A 15,715-nucleotide genomic window follows, 5' to 3' on the forward strand; every position below is an offset into this window, starting at 1 on the left:
AGGAAGATTTAAAAATGAAAAAACGCGTAATTTTAGGGACATTAGTCGCTGCAACGTTATTAATGACTGCTTGTGGAAACAGCGAAGCAACTACGAAAAGCGAGAGCAAAGGTGGAAGTAATGCTTTAGTCGTTTCAACTTTCGGATTAAGTGAAGATATTGTCAAAAAAGATATTATCACTCCGTTTGAAAAAGAGAATGAAGCGAAAGTTACCTTAGAAGTAGGCAATAGCGCAGACCGCTTTACGAAATTAAAAAATAATCCCAATGCGGGAATTGATGTCATTGAATTAGCACAAGCAAATGCTGCACAAGGTGGAAAAGAAGGGTTATTTGAAAAAATTACAGAAAAAGAAGTACCTAATTTAAGTCAGTTAACACCAGGAGCAAAAGAGGTTTTTGAAAGTGGTGCTGGCGTACCAATCGCTGTAAACAGTATCGGGATTGTTTACAACAAAGAAAAATTAGGCAAAGAAATTAAGAACTGGGATGACTTATGGTCAGCTGATTTGAAAGGTAAAATTTCTGTTCCAGACGTTGCCACGACGGCAGGTCCTTTAATGTTATACGTTGCTAGTGAACATGTTGGTCAAGATATTACAAAAGATAACGGGAAGGCCGCTTTTGAAGCGATGAAAGAATTAAAACCAAACGTTGTTAAAACGTATTCAAAATCGTCAGACTTAGCTAATATGTTCCAATCTGGTGAAATTGAAGCAGCTGTGGTTGCTGATTTTGCGGTTGATATTATTCAAGGCGCAGCAGAAAACGTGATGTATGTCGTCCCAGAAAGCGGCACGTATGCCAACTATAATACAGTCAATATTCCTAAAAAAGCACAAAACAAAGAAACCGCCTTTAAATTTGTTAACGCACGGATTAGTGAAGAATCACAAAAGGCCAAAGCGATTTCATTAAATGAAGGACCTACAAATCAACAAGTAACGCTAAGCGAAAAAGAAGCGAAAAATAAAACATATGGTGCCATTGCCGAACGTGCCAAAACAGTCGATTTTAATTTTATTAATAGTCAACTAGCGGATTGGATTGATCAATGGAACCGGACGATGAATCAATAGTTTTAGAAAAGAGGGACAAAATGAACGTCGATGTACTACTAAAAAATGTGTGGCTGTATCAAACAGTTACTCAAACATTCGTTCAACGAAATGTTGCGATTAAAAATGATAAATTTTATTACGTTTATGAAGAAGAGAACGTCAATTTGCAGCCCAAAAAAACAATTAATGCCGAGAATCAATGGATGATTCCCGGCTTAATTGATGCACACATGCATATTGAAAGTTCCATGACGACACCTACTATTTTTTCCAAAGCAGTAGTGCGTTACGGTGTGACAACGGTGATTGCCGATGCCCATGAAATGGCTAATGTATTTGGCTTAGAAGGCTTAAAAGCTTTTATGGCCGCTGAAACAGAACTAGATATCTTTCACGCAATTCCTTCCTCGGTTCCTTCGACCACTCCCGAATTAGAAACAACTGGTGGGATTATCGGCTTAGCAGAAGTAGCAGAATTACTCAAAGAACCAAAAGTGATTTGTTTAGGGGAAGCCATGAATTTTAAAGGGATTTCCTATGAGCCAGATTCTTTAATTCGTCAAATTATCGATTTGTGCCAAAAACAACGACCAACCATGCCTTTAGAAGGCCACTGCCCTAAAATCGAAGATCAAGAGTTAGCAGATTTTCTATATAGCGGTATCACTTCAGATCATACCCATCAATTTCCTAAAACGTTAAAAGAAAAAATTGAAGCGGGCGTCTTTATTCAATTTCAAAATAAATCAATCACTCCTGAAAACATTCAGGTGATAGTAGACAATGACTTCTACAATTATGCAAGTATTATCACGGATGACGTGATGGCTGATGATTTGCTAAAAGGTCATCTAAATGAAAATGTCAAAAAAGCCGTTCAAGCAGGGTTGCCTATCGAAAAAGCCATTTATATGGCAACTTATACGCCGGCCAAACGAATGGGTCTCCATGATCGTGGCGAAATTGCACCTGGTAAAAAAGCTGACTTTTTGTTATTAAATGACTTAGAAAGTTTTGATATTAATACGGTTTATAAATCTGGAAAGGTCGTTTTTGAAAAAGGCGAGCCCTTCCATTATCCAGAAAAAATCGAAGAGTTTCCAGCCACTTATCAACAAACCATCCAATGTAAAAAGTTAACAGAAGAAGATCTACTTTTAAAGGTGGCTACAACAAAAGAAACAGTTCGTTGTAATGTGATTCAAAAACAAGAAATTGGCACATTTACAGAGCGAATTACAAAAGAAATTCCTGTTGAAAATGGATTGTTGCAATGGCAAAAAGCCAACTGTGCCTTATTAATTGTGATGGAACGTTACGGAAAAAATGGCAATATTTCTTTTTCTTTAATGGATCAACCCCTTTCCGAGAAAGGAGCCATTGCGACAACCTGGGCCCATGATCATCATAATTTAATGGTGATGGGTAATACGATTGAGGATATTTTATTAGCGCAGAATGAATTATTAGCGATGCAAGGCGGCTATTTGGTTGCTTCGGATCAGCAAGTGATGGCAACTTGTCCTTTACCAATTGGTGGGATTTTATCGCAAGCACCGATTGAACAATTAGGCGCTTCTTTACAAAAAGTCCGACAAGCTATGCAAGCGTTAGGCTATCAAAATATGAATGAAATCATGTCCTTTTCTACACTATCATTGCCTGTCTCGCCAGCCATTAAAGTGACAGATTTTGGGATGATGGATACGAAGTCACAACGTTTCTATCCATTAGTTTTTCCAGAGGATGGAGTTCTTTTGCATGAAAACACTCATTAAAAATGTGCATATACTAACAATGGATGAGCAATTTTCAGAAATCAAAGCCGGCTATTTAGTGATTGAAGAAGACACAATTGTTGAATTAGCACCAATGACCACACTTGATGAAAAGCGAATGGCTGCAAATCAAGTAATCGATGGTCAAAATGGAATTTTAATGCCTGGGATGATTAACACCCATACCCATGTAGGCATGATTCCGTTTCGTTCGTTAGGAGACGATGTGCCAGATCGACTCCGGCGTTTTCTTTTTCCATTAGAACAATTCATGACAAAAGAATTAGTAGGATGCAGTAGTGATTATGCAATTGCCGAAATGTTACTGAGTGGTATTACGAGCTTCTGTGATATGTATTATTTTGAAGATGAAATTGCTAAAAGTTGTGAAAAAATGAGTGTTCGTGCTTTGCTCGGAGAGACGATCATTGATATGCCCACTTGTGATAGTCCGGAGCCTTCAGGCGGTCTTTTTTACGCGGAAACCTTTATTCGCAAGTGGCAAGGCCATCCGTTGATTACGCCTATACTTGCGCCACATGCACCGAATACCAACTCACCAGAAGTGTTGGCAAAAATTATTGAACTTAGTCGGCGATACCAAGTTCCTGTGACCATGCACGTTGCTGAAATGACTTACGAAATGGCTGAGTTTGAAAAAGCCTATCAAAAAACACCAATTGCTTTCTTAGAAGAACTGGGTTATTTGAGCGAGCCGTTTATTTTAGCTCATTGTATTTTGGCAACAGATGAAGATCTTGCGAGTTTAGCTGCTACTAATGGAAAAGCGCGTGTCGCTCATTGTATCGGTGCGAATACTAAATCAGCCAAAGGCGTAGCGCCGATTAAGCAAATGCTTGATCAAGGGATTATTGTCGGTTTAGGCACGGATGGACCTAGTAGTGGGAATACATTAGATTTATTCACCCAAATGCGCATGGTTGCGAATTTTCATAAGACAGCACACCAAGATCGCTCTTTGTTTCCTGCGAAAGAAATTGTTTATCTGGCAACGATGGGGGGCGCTAAAACGTTAGGCTTGGCGGAGCAAGTCGGTTCATTGGAAGTGGGCAAAAAAGCGGATATAACATTAATTGAAACGCAATCAGTTAATATGTTTCCGATTTTTGATGCCTATTCAGCGTTGGTTTATTCAGCAAATGCTAGCAATGTTGAAGCCGTTTGGGTGAACGGTCAACAGTTAGTTGCCAATAAAGAATTACAACAAGCTAATCTCAAAGAAATCAAGGAAAAATTATATCAGGCCATGAATACGTTTGTGAAAGAAGCTAAAAAAAGAGCTGCTCTCTAAACAAAGCAAGTATGACGTATCGGATTGATTAAATAACGCTGGATTGACGTTTAGTGATTCAGGTTCTAATAGAGCGCAGACAAACTTTTAATGAAAGAGTTGTCTGTGTTCTTTTTTGTTATAAACATTTTTCTTTTTCTATATATATTTTTAAGGTAAGTTGTATTATAGTAAGTTTGAGAAGATGAGAATGAGAGGAAAAGCAATGAATATACAACGGTTTATAGAAAAACGCAAAGCACGTGGTTTGTCGCAAAGTGAATTGGCTAAAGGGATTTGTACGCAAGTTACGGTTAGTCGCTTTGAAAAGAATGGTCAAGTCCCAACTTTAAAAATATTGATCCAACTATGTAATCGTTTAGAGCTACCTTTGGGGGAACTCTTCCCGCGCGTAGGGATTAAACAACCTGAAATTCTTGAAAAAATGGAAGAAGCAGAATTCTTCTTGATTACCAGCGAACATGACCAATTGCAAACAATTTTAAAAAATATTCCTTTTGATGAAATCAAAGATTCCCAACTGTTATTAGAATATTATTATTTACAAGGCTTTGTCATGATTTTTCAAAATGCTTCGTTGATGGATTGCTTATTTACCTTTGAAAAACTTCTATTTGAAGAGCAAAAATACACGAGCGATATTTACCGTTTGTTAGCTTTTACTGGAATTGGCATGGCCTATGCCAAAGAAGGCGAAATTGAGAAAGCCGAATTTTATTTCAATAAGGTCTTCAAGGAAATTTATCTTTATACTATTCAATCAATGGAAGATACTTGGCGAGTATTAAATGTTGTCTTTCACTGTGGTGTTTTTTATGCAGAAAAAGGCGATTTAGAAACAAGTGATGCTTTGTTAGAGTATGCGATTTCCATCTGTTCTGATAATCACGTCACGTATTACTTGGCAAGAGCAGCTTTCCAGCTTGCGAAAAATGCCTTAGCTGAAGAAAAGCCGCAAGAGCAAATTTTAGAACTACTACAAGATGCCCGCGCGTATGCAAAAATCAATAAAAATCGCATCTTGTTGGAAGCAATTCAAACATTGAAAGAAACAATTTTATCTAAGGGGAATTAGTTTATATAGAAAATTATATATTTATTTTAAAAATATAATAAAAAAAGCGTTTTTTAAAAGAGTTCAAGACACATTACGACCTTAAATGAAAATTTTAAGGTCGTTATTTTATATAAAAAAATATATAAACGACTTGACTGACATCAAATAAAGGCGTATGATTCATTTGTGAATAAATGTGAAATAAAGCACAATCTTTCGTGGAGAGGAAGTCTTGAGGTGCAACAAAGTCAAACTATTTATTTGATGGGCACAGTAATAGATGTATTTGTAGACCATGAAGAACCTGAAAAAATTCTAGAAGAAGTGCATCAACGATTGATCACTTATGAACAACGCTTTAGTGCAAATGATTCAACTTCGGAACTGATGGCTGTCAATCAACAAGCTGGGAAAAAACCAGTCAGCGTTCATCCAGAGTTGTATCAATTAATTGCATTAGGGAAAAAACATAGTTGTGATCCAGCTAGTCATTTGAATGTTACCATTGGCCCGTTAGTTCAAACGTGGCGAATCGGTTTTAAAGATGCCCGTGTCCCGTCAGAAGAGGAAATTAAAGCCTGTTTGAAAAAAATTAATCCAGAAAAGATTCACTTAAATCCCTTAAAACAAACGGTTTTTTTGGAAGAAGAAGGAATGAAATTAGATCTGGGGGCTTTAGCAAAAGGCTATATCGCTGATTTACTAATTGCCTATTTGAAAGAAGTCCATGTGACGTCTGCTTTGATTAATCTGGGCGGCAATATTGTGACGTTGGGGCCCTCTACGCATCAAAACAAAAAATGGCGAATTGGTATTCGCAATCCGCAAGAATCCAGAGAAACAATCAGCTTACTTGTCGAAGTGGCTAATCAATCGGTTGTGACGTCGGGTATTTATGAAAGAAGTTTAACCGAAGCTGGGCGAGTCTATCACCATTTGTTGGATCCGACAACCGGTTACCCATTGGAAACTGAAATGGCCAGCCTCACAATTATCTCGGATGCTTCAGTGGATGGTGAGATTTGGACAACGCGTTTATTTGGTTATCCAATTCCAGAAGCGCTTGAAATCCTCAATCAACTAGATGGGATTGAAGGAGTCATCATTACACAAGACCAGCAAATTTTATATAGCAGTGGGTTAGCAGATACTCTTCACATTATCAATTCATAGAACCGAAAAAGGAAGGACAGCTCATTATGAAAAAAATTATCGGCTTAGTAGGAACGAACTCAGAGCAATCAACCAATCGTCAACTTTTGCAATTTATGCAACACTATTTTGCGCAGGAGGCTGACATTGAACTAGTTGAAATTGTTGACTTTCCTATGTTTAACAAGCCAGAAGACAAAGTTTTGCCAGAAATAGTTAAAACGGTTGCTGAAAAAATTGAAGCAGCAGATGGCGTCATTATCAGTACGCCTGAATATGACCATGCGGTGCCGGCTTCTTTGATGAATGCCCTAAGTTGGTTATCTTACGGGATTTTTCCGTTTGTTGATAAACCAGTTATGATTACTGGTGCATCCTATGGCACGTTAGGTTCCTCTAGAGCACAAGCGCATCTGCGTCAAATTTTAGATGCTCCTGAATTGAAAGCACGAATTATGCCAAGCTCTGAATTTCTATTAGCGCATTCCTTACAAGCTTTTGATGAAAACAATGCGTTAAAAGATTCAGAACAAATAGATAAACTAGCTGGTTTGTTTGCAGATTTTTGTGTATTTATTGAAATTACAGAACAGCTGAAACATGCGCATGCGCAAAATAAAAAAGAAGCAGAAAATTTCTCATGGGAAACGATTTAACGAAATGGAGTGAATAAAATGAAATTAATTGGGATTGTCGGATCAAACGCTGATTCTTCTTATAATCGGTTACTACTGCAATATATTGGCAAAGAGTTTTATAAAATGTTCGACTTGGAAATTCTAGAAATTAAAGATATTCCAATGTTTAATCAAAGTAAGGATCAAACGAACAGTGTCTTGATTCAGAATATGAATCGCAAAATTTTACAAGCAGACGGCGTAATTATTGCGACGCCCGAACATAACCATACCATTCCTGCCGGTTTGAAAAGTGTGTTAGAATGGTTATCTTTCAAAATTCATCCGCTGGAAAATAAACCAGTAATGATTGTTGGTTGCTCTTATTATGATCAAGGAACCTCGCGTGCGCAATTACATCTCCGTCAAATTCTTGATGCACCTGGTGTCAATGCAATCGTGATGCCTGGGAACGAGTTTTTATTAGGGAAAGCGAAAGAAGCATTTGATGAAAACGGCAACTTAATTGCGGAGGGAACACGTCAATTTTTAGAAAGCACATTACAAAAATTCGTGGAATTCATTGATGTGATTTCAAAATTAGAAGGGGCTAAGCCAAAAGACTTACCTGAAGATTTACATGCAAAAGGAACCATTGAAACAACGATCGAAGGGGTTGATATGGCAGCAGATGATTGGGTAGAACAAGCAGCAGAAGCGGTTCAGGCTGTGGAAGGCGACACATACGTAAAATTAGATCGAGGCATTTTAACCGTAGATCAGCTAAATTATTTCTTAAAATCAATGCCAATGGAATTGACTTATGCAGACAGTAACAATCAATTTTTATATTACAATAAAAAAATGGCTGCTGAAGAAATGTTTGCTAAACGGCAACCAGGACAAGTTGGTAATCCATTAGCGAATTGCCATCCACCAAAAGCATTGAAAAATGTAGAATGGGTGATTCAACAATTACGGTCAGGAAAAACAGATGCTATTCGCGTTCATGTTCCAATGCACGGACCAGATACCTATGTAGTGCATAACTATCAAGCGATGTATGATGATAATGGAAATTACGCGGGAATTAATGAGTATATTTTAGACTTTAAACCAATTGTTGATTGGTATTTAAAACAAACTGGGCAAGAATTAGTCGGTGGAAAAAACGTCGATGCAGTCAGTGGTGCCTCCAAAAAAGAAGCGCCAGAAACGGCAGATAGTGTCTCAAGTGCATCAGTCCATGAAGAAGAGTCAGCGACCGAAAAGCCAACAGTTGACAGCGTTTCCAGTGCTTCGATTAAAGAGTAAAATAACAGCAAAAAATAGCGGCAACAAGTAGTCATACTGTATTCAGATTAGCAATGCCAAATGAGGACTTTTATTGACAGAAGCTGATACTTAAAAGAGTAAGAACTTTATAGGAAGATAGTATAGAAGACGAACCAAAAGTTTCAATCATTTTTGACGAATAGGCTAGAAAAGAAACAGAAAATTAGTCAAACAAATCAGCTTTTCTTTAAATTTAAAGTAAAAAAATAACAAAAAAAGCCTCCTTGGTGACGCAAGGGGGCTTTTTTTGGTTAAAATAATACTTTTCTATGAAGATTCCTAAATATCGAAAGAATCATTTTTAAATTTGTGGAAAAAATAAGCAAGATTGACACTCACGTCTTGTTAAAAAAATAGATACTTAAGGCGTGATAGTTTGGAGTTGAAAATGTGACTACTTTGTTAGATGAATTATTAGACCAAGAATTCCGAGATAAATTACTTATTTATCAAACTTTTATGAATAGTGAAGGTCCATTATTAAAAGAAGAATTTTATGGATATTTTGATTTATCCACTCAAAAGTTAGAATCGTTGTGCCGTCAAATAAATTATGAATGTACACAGATTTCTTCAAGAAGTCAAATTCTTTTTCCAGCTAAAGGACTGATTAGTGCGCAAAAATTATCGCAAATTGATTATCAAGCCTTAAGAAAATATTATTTTGATCAATCACTAATGGCCAAGTTGCTTCTTGATGTGGGCCTCTATCAAAAGCACACGATTCAAGAATTTTCTCAAATTCATTTTATGAGCAAAAGCAAAATTTATGCCTTCTCGTATAAGCTAAATCTGATTTTAGCTAATTGGCGTATTAAATTAAAGTCAACAGGCTTGGTTGGAGAAGAGAAAAATATCCGAAGTTTTTGTTTTCAATGCTTGTATTATTTTTATGGAAGTAATCAAGAAAGGCTGCCTAACATTTTGATGGAAAATAGTCCTGGCATTAAACGATTTATAAACGATTTACAACTGATGTATCAAAAAACGTTTAGTCTTAATCAAAGCGCACAACTATTTATTCTTTTAACGATCCAACGTTTTCGTGTGTTTTCTGATCATGTAGTGGACTCTTTTACGGAAGTTCATGTGCCTAGCTGTTTACAGCACGCGTTTGAAAAAATCTATACAAGCGAAACACCTCTTTTTAAAGAGGATTTTGGCAAAGAGACTTCATATATTTTTCTTTTTTTAAGTTTAAATGAATACATTGATAGTCCGATTGTTTTTCCAGATAAGTTAACCATGTTAGACGAATTTATTGATCATATGAATAGTGTTATTCCTTTCTTTGAAAAGCGAATTACGGTGGAAACAAAAGAAAAATTAAAGTTGATTTGTTATCGCTGGGACCGCCTATATTTTTCAGTGGCTGCATTTATTCCCGCCAAGCAGAGCAGTTTCTTTGAAGAGCGGTTTCCTCAAATTCATCGCGCCTTAGATGGTTTTATACAAAAGACAGAGTCGCTGCATCAAAAACGATTTTTAATGTATGAACGCGTGCATCTATATTATGATTTTATGTTTTGTTTGTTAAATGATCGGTCTTTTTGCGCAATTGAAAAAACGATTCATGTATTTGTTGATTTTTCTGGTGGGGAGGATTATAACCGCTTTATTGCAAAAATTATTGCTTCTTTCAATTATATGGATGTCATGATTGATCACAAATTAACCTTAGAAACCGATTTGTATTTGTCCGATTTTTATAGTTCGAAAGTACGGTGTCGTCAATTGACATGGCGTCATTTGCCGGAAACAAAAGATTGGCAAGTATTTGCTGAGGTGGTCAGAGAACTAAGAAAGGGAGAGACTCAGAAAAATGAGCACTATGAGAGAAACCCAATCGAGATGTGGCGAGAACAAGAATACGAAGGATAGTCAATTGAGACAAGCAGGTAACTATAAAGACTTAACTGGTCAAAAGTTTGGTGAGTTGACAGTAGTAGCACCAACGGCAAAAAGAAAAGAAGGGCTAATTGTTTGGGCCTGTCGCTGTTCTTGTGGGAGCTATACAGAAGCTTCAAGAAGACAACTAATTCGTGGATATCGAACCAAATGTGCGCACCATCGCTATCAAACAATGTTGAAAAAAAACTATCATGAATTAGTCGTGGTACGGATCGAAAGTATTCATCAGACAATGAAAGCGTATTGTCTGTGTTCATGCGGACAATCTTGCTGGGTTCGCTGTGAAAATTTGTTGAATGGTCATACCAAAAGTTGCGGTCATCGTAAAAAGAAGGATTACCGACAAAGAGTTGCTGGCGTAATTCCAGGGAAGTTGCAAAGTAAACGCCCTAAAAATAATAGCAGCGGACACAAAGGAGTGAGCCAGACCGCTTCTGGGAAATGGCTGGCTTATATCTCTTTGAAAGGCAAGCGCCATAACTTAGGTATCTTTACGGAAAAAAGTGAAGCAATTTTAGCAAGAAAATTAGCAGAACGTCGTCTATTTCAACCAATTTTAAAACAAGAAATAGTGACTACAAATAAGGAAGTTTAGCAACAGAGAGGATGCGAAAGATGTTAGCAGGCTTATTTTCAGTAACTGGAATGATTTTATTGGGGATTTTATTTTGCTTAATTGGTTATCAAACGTTTCGAAAACATCATCATTAAGAGAAGAATGTTCTAGCTAGATAATTTCATCGACAGATGAAATTATCTAGCTTTTTTTTATAAAAAAGCTAAGAAAAGGATAAGAGATTGTGGAAATTCTTTAGGTTGTTTAACAAAGCCTTAATTTCCTTTGTTTTAGATTGTGGTTAAGAAGATTTTTCTCTATACTAAGTTTTCGGAAATCAAAGAAAAGAAAGGAGCGAGTGATGTGGTTAAAAAAATTGGTTTAAGTATAATGCTCTTATTTTTTTTCTTAATTATCGCACTCCCAATCTATGCGTGGAAGATTGAGCCGAATTTAGTTCACGTTAATCAGGTGACTTTGGGAAAGAAAAATCAACGAGAACCATTGAATGTTGTGCAACTTTCGGATATACAAGTTTCAGAATTTTATGAGACGAAGCGGTTAGATAAAGTCATAAAAAAAGTCAATCGTGAAAAACCAGATATTATCGTTTTTACAGGTGATTTATTTGACAATTATGCCAAAAATCCGCAACAAAAAGAACCGATGATTGAAAAATTAAAACAGTTGCAAGCGACAATTGGAAAATATGCAGTTTGGGGAAATCATGATTACGGTGGCGGTGCTTCTGCGGTGTATGATGAAGTCATGGAGGCCAGTGGCTTTACCGTTATGAAAAACCAAGGAGAAACAGTAACCTTAGCAGATGGACGCCGTCTTTTTATTGGTGGTTTAGATGACTCGTTATTAGGAAATCCTTCCGTTTCAGAAACATTGTCCTATCGAGAAACGTATGACTATGCGTTATTAATGACCCATGAACCAGATGTCGCGGATGCATTTGTTGGTACGGGTACACAGTTAGTTTTAGCAGGACATAGCCATGGCGGACAAATTTGGATTCCTTTTTATCCAATCACAAATGTTTTAGCAGAAAAATATACCAGAGGATTGTATCAGTTGGACCAAGAAACGCAACTATATGTTAATACAGGCTTAGGGACGACCGCCATTCATGCCCGTTTTGGGGTGATCCCTGAAATTACACATTTTACTATCTATATTTAAAAAGTCTGGTCAATCCGACCAGACTTTTTTCTGTTATTTAACAGAATTATTTTTAAGAAAAAGATGCTCATATTTTGGTGAAACGTTTCTATAAAATGCTTTAAAATATCTAGAAAAGAGTATTTTTATGGAAAAAGAAGCAGGGAAAATAATTTCTTTATAAATGGTCTATAGCGCTTTTTAATGCTGTTATTTTTAAACAAAACCATAATGTAAGGGTTTACAACCGTTTGAAGTGAATGTATAATCTGTTTGTAGAAACGTTTCACTAAAAAGAAAGGAACCCTGCTTATGAAAAAACTAAAAAAGTTTTATGATCAGCGGCAATTGCATTGGATGGTACTTCCGGGTGTAGCATTCATGATTGTCTTTAACTACATTCCAATTTATGGAATTATCATTGCTTTTAAAAATTATACGATTGTTGATACGGTTTCTTCTGCACCATGGGTTGGACTTGAAAATTTTCGAATCATTATGGAAGATAGTTTTTTTTGGGAAGCAGTTCGTAATACCTTAGCGATTAGTTTAATGAAACTTTTTTTAGGATTCGCTATTCCGATTATCTTAGCGGTAATGATTTTTGAAATGAGAGATGGACATTTGAAAAAAGTGATTCAGACGATTTCTTATATTCCGCACTTTTTTTCTTGGATCGTTTTAGGTGGGATGTTGATTTCGTGGCTTTCAACAAATGGCTTTATCAACCAAGTCATGATGTCGTTAGGCTTAATGAATCAGGGCGTCAATCATTTGTTAGATCCTGATAAGTATTGGTGGATTGCTGTTCTTTCTGATTTGTGGAAAGAAGTAGGTTGGGGAACGATTCTCTATCTTGCTGGCATGTCTCGCATTGATCCAACGTTTTATGAAGCCGCGAGAATTGATGGTGCTTCAAAATTAACACAAATCCGAACGATTACTTTGCCCTTATTAGCGCCGATTATTTCGTTGAACTTAATTCTAAATGTTAGCGGTTTATTGGGATCGAACTTAGATCAAACGTTGGTTTTAATGAATGCTCAAAACCAAAACAAATCAGAAGTAATTAATTCATTTGTTTATCGTATGGGGCTAACGCAAGGGGACTTTTCTTATGCGACGGCAGTTGGTTTAGGGATTTCTGTTATTTCAATTGTTTTATTAGTCATTACAGATCGCATTACTAGAAAAATGAACAATGGTCGGTCGGTTATTTTATAAAGGAGGCAACAGCTGTGATTAAAAGAAAATCAAAAGAAAACAAATGGTTTTACTTTTTCAATACGTTAATTCTTGTGTTGTTTTCTTTATTAATTATCGTGCCAATTTGGAATATTTTAGTTTCCTCAGTTTCGTCAAGTTCGGGTTTAGCCGGTAAAGGCTTGGTTTTATGGCCGAAAGGATTTACGCTAGAAAATTATCGGAAAGTTTTTTCGGATAGTAGCATTCCGCGAGCGTTTTTGATTTCTGTTTTAAAAACAGTCATCGGTGCGTCGACGCATACGCTGTTCTGTGCAATTGTCGCCTATGGACTTAGTAAATCTAGACTAGTCGGGCGTAACATTTATACAACGATGGGTGTCATTACAATGTACTTTGGTGGGGGCATGATTCCCACGTATCTTTTGATTAAGTCATTAGGACTCTTAGATACCTTCTGGGTATATATCATTCCAGCTTTATTTAGCTATTATGATGTAGTTATCTTAATGAACTTTTTCCGAGAAATTCCACCATCTTTAGAAGAATCCGCCAAAATAGACGGCGCCAGTGAGTTTCAAATTTTTTATAAAATCTTTTTACCTTTAACAAAACCGGCATTAGCCACCATTATTTTATTTAATGGGGTAGGTCAATGGAATGACTTTATGACCACGAAATTATATATTACCAAAGAATATCTGTATCCATTGCAGATGAAAATTTATGAAATTATTGTTCAATCAAACTTGAGTACCATGACAGAGAGCGGCAGTACAGATATGGTGGTGCAGGCAACGACACGTGGTGTTCAGCTGGCAACAATTGTCATTACAACGATACCAATTTTAATCATTTATCCATTACTACAAAAACACTTTATCGGCGGTATGATGGCCGGTGCAGTAAAAGAATAAAGAAAGTAGGGAACAATATGAAAAAAGTTTTAGGCGGTTTATTGGTGGCAACGGCGGTCGTTAGTTTAGCGGCCTGTAGCGGTGGGGAAAAGAAAGCTAGCTCAGATGTCTCAATTAAGGATCGGTATGAATTAGATGAAAAGACGCCTGCTTGGAAGTTAGATAAGAAGAAAGAACCGACCAAGATTAAATGGTATATTAACTCAGATTGGACGGCATTGCCTTTTGGAAAAGATGTGACCACTGCGCAGATTAAAAAAGATTTAAATGTGGATATTGAATTTATTTCCGGCGATGATTCAAAATTAAATGCCATGATTTCAAGTGGAGATATGCCTGATATCGTGACATTAACTGAAAAAACTGGACAAGCAGCATTGAAAGCAGATTCTTGGGCCTATTCTTTAAACGATTTAGCTAAAAAATATGACCCCTATTTAATGAAAGTTGTTAACCAAGATACGTTTAAATGGTATGCCTTAGAGGATGGAAAAACATATGGTTATCCTAATTACTCTAATACAAAAGCGGATTATGAAAGTGGAAATATCCCAGTAAATGATAATTTTGTTATTCGTGAAGATGTCTATAATGCATTAGGCAAGCCAGACGTTTCAACACCAGAAAATTTTGAAAAAGTCATGCAACAGATTAAAGAAAAATATCCTGAGATGACCCCAATGGGCTTCACCACAGTGGGCGATGGTGCAGGACCATTTTTAGACAAATTACAAGACTTCTTAGGTGTTCCTTTAGAGGATAAAAATGGTAAATACTATGATCGAAATTTAGATAAAGAATACTTAGAATGGTTAAAAACATTTAATGATGTTTACCGAGCAGGCAATATTAGTGATGATAGCTTCACAGATGATGGAGCAACGTTTGATGAAAAAGTGAAACAAGGAAATTATGCAACCATGCTCGTTGCTGGAACTAGTGGTCAAGGTGGAAACTTTACAGAATTTATGAAAAAATCTGGCACACGTTATATAGCCATTGATGGACCAAGTAGTACTTCTGGCCGAAAACCAACATTAAATCAAACCGGCATTTCAGGTTGGTTAAGTAATTACATTACGAAAGATGCGAAAGATCCAGCGAAAGTCACTCAACTATTCACATATTTAATTGATGAACCGGGACAAATTTTAACAAAATATGGCGTTGAAGGAGTTACTTATGCGTACAATGATCAAGGGAAAATTGATTATTTACCAGAAGTGAAAAAATTAGAACAAACAGACAATGATGCCTACAACAAAAAATATGGCATTAGTCGTTTCCTATACTTTAACAATGACCGTGTTAATAAACTAAAAGTGCCAATGGAAAGTGCTTTAACGCAAATGCAAGAATGGGGCAAAGGAAAATTAGTCCCACATTTCGTAATTGAAAATATTAATCCAGATGCGGGAACGCCGGAAGCTCGGGCGAATGAAGCGATTGAAACCAAACTAAATACAACCGTTATTTCAATGATTCGTGCGAAAGATGATAAAGCCTTTGACAAATCTTTAGAAGACTACAAAGCATTCTTAAAATCAAATAAATGGGATGCAATTGAAAAAATAAAATCTGAGAAAATGGCAGAAAACAGAGACAAACTTAAGTAAGAGAGGAGGAGAGAAAAGCGGATAAAGCAACGA

General features: G+C 36.5%; 13 protein-coding genes. All 13 read left to right on the top strand.

What is annotated here, in order from left to right; all coding sequences use genetic code 11:
- Positions 1–14 precede the first annotated feature (14 nt).
- Positions 15–1,079 carry an ABC transporter substrate-binding protein gene (locus tag AB1I62_RS05880; RefSeq protein ID WP_048737787.1) on the top strand — a complete coding sequence of 355 codons (1,065 nt, stop codon included), beginning with the start codon at positions 15–17 and terminating at the stop codon, positions 1,077–1,079.
- On the top strand, positions 1,055–2,839 hold the full coding sequence (locus tag AB1I62_RS05885; protein ID WP_048737789.1) for an adenine deaminase C-terminal domain-containing protein: 1,785 nt from the start codon (positions 1,055–1,057) through the stop codon (positions 2,837–2,839). The genes AB1I62_RS05880 and AB1I62_RS05885 overlap by 25 nt, the downstream gene beginning before the upstream one ends.
- Positions 2,823–4,151 carry an amidohydrolase gene (locus AB1I62_RS05890; protein WP_002403222.1) on the top strand — a complete coding sequence of 443 codons (1,329 nt, stop codon included), beginning with the start codon at positions 2,823–2,825 and terminating at the stop codon, positions 4,149–4,151. Before AB1I62_RS05885 ends, AB1I62_RS05890 begins: the two co-directional genes overlap by 17 nt.
- 184 nt (positions 4,152–4,335) lie before the next feature.
- Complete coding sequence (locus tag AB1I62_RS05895) at positions 4,336–5,226, top strand: helix-turn-helix transcriptional regulator (protein WP_002399965.1); 891 nt, start codon at positions 4,336–4,338, stop codon at positions 5,224–5,226.
- Positions 5,227–5,445: 219 nt separating this feature from the next.
- Positions 5,446–6,381, top strand: a complete 936-nt coding sequence (locus AB1I62_RS05900; RefSeq protein ID WP_053084806.1) for an FAD:protein FMN transferase — start codon at positions 5,446–5,448, stop codon at positions 6,379–6,381.
- A 26-nt stretch (positions 6,382–6,407) separates the two neighbouring features.
- Complete coding sequence (locus AB1I62_RS05905; protein WP_002357907.1) at positions 6,408–7,016, top strand: NADPH-dependent FMN reductase; 609 nt, start codon at positions 6,408–6,410, stop codon at positions 7,014–7,016.
- A gap of 18 nt (positions 7,017–7,034) precedes the next feature.
- On the top strand, positions 7,035–8,291 hold the full coding sequence (locus AB1I62_RS05910) for an NADPH-dependent oxidoreductase (RefSeq protein ID WP_002360528.1): 1,257 nt from the start codon (positions 7,035–7,037) through the stop codon (positions 8,289–8,291).
- A 411-nt stretch (positions 8,292–8,702) separates the two neighbouring features.
- A complete protein-coding gene (locus AB1I62_RS05915; protein WP_010712333.1) occupies positions 8,703–10,193 on the top strand; it encodes a helix-turn-helix domain-containing protein in 1,491 nt (496 codons plus the stop codon).
- A complete protein-coding gene (locus AB1I62_RS05920; protein ID WP_029655997.1) occupies positions 10,144–10,818 on the top strand; it encodes an AP2 domain-containing protein in 675 nt (224 codons plus the stop codon). Before AB1I62_RS05915 ends, AB1I62_RS05920 begins: the two co-directional genes overlap by 50 nt.
- Before the next feature lie 258 nt (positions 10,819–11,076).
- A complete protein-coding gene (locus AB1I62_RS05925; RefSeq protein ID WP_025189357.1) occupies positions 11,077–11,967 on the top strand; it encodes a metallophosphoesterase in 891 nt (296 codons plus the stop codon).
- Between the two features lie 291 nt (positions 11,968–12,258).
- On the top strand, positions 12,259–13,170 hold the full coding sequence (locus AB1I62_RS05930) for a sugar ABC transporter permease (protein WP_002382199.1): 912 nt from the start codon (positions 12,259–12,261) through the stop codon (positions 13,168–13,170).
- Positions 13,171–13,184: 14 nt separating this feature from the next.
- On the top strand, positions 13,185–14,066 hold the full coding sequence (locus AB1I62_RS05935) for a carbohydrate ABC transporter permease (protein ID WP_002357901.1): 882 nt from the start codon (positions 13,185–13,187) through the stop codon (positions 14,064–14,066).
- Positions 14,067–14,083: 17 nt separating this feature from the next.
- The gene (locus AB1I62_RS05940; RefSeq protein ID WP_002357899.1) at positions 14,084–15,682 is read left to right on the top strand and encodes an ABC transporter substrate-binding protein; all 1,599 of its coding nucleotides are present in this window, start codon (positions 14,084–14,086) and stop codon (positions 15,680–15,682) included.
- The last annotated feature ends 33 nt before the right edge of the window (positions 15,683–15,715 follow it).

Origin of the sequence: Enterococcus sp. AN402 (genome assembly GCF_040719405.1) — a bacterium.
Classification (GTDB): domain Bacteria; phylum Bacillota; class Bacilli; order Lactobacillales; family Enterococcaceae; genus Enterococcus; species Enterococcus faecalis.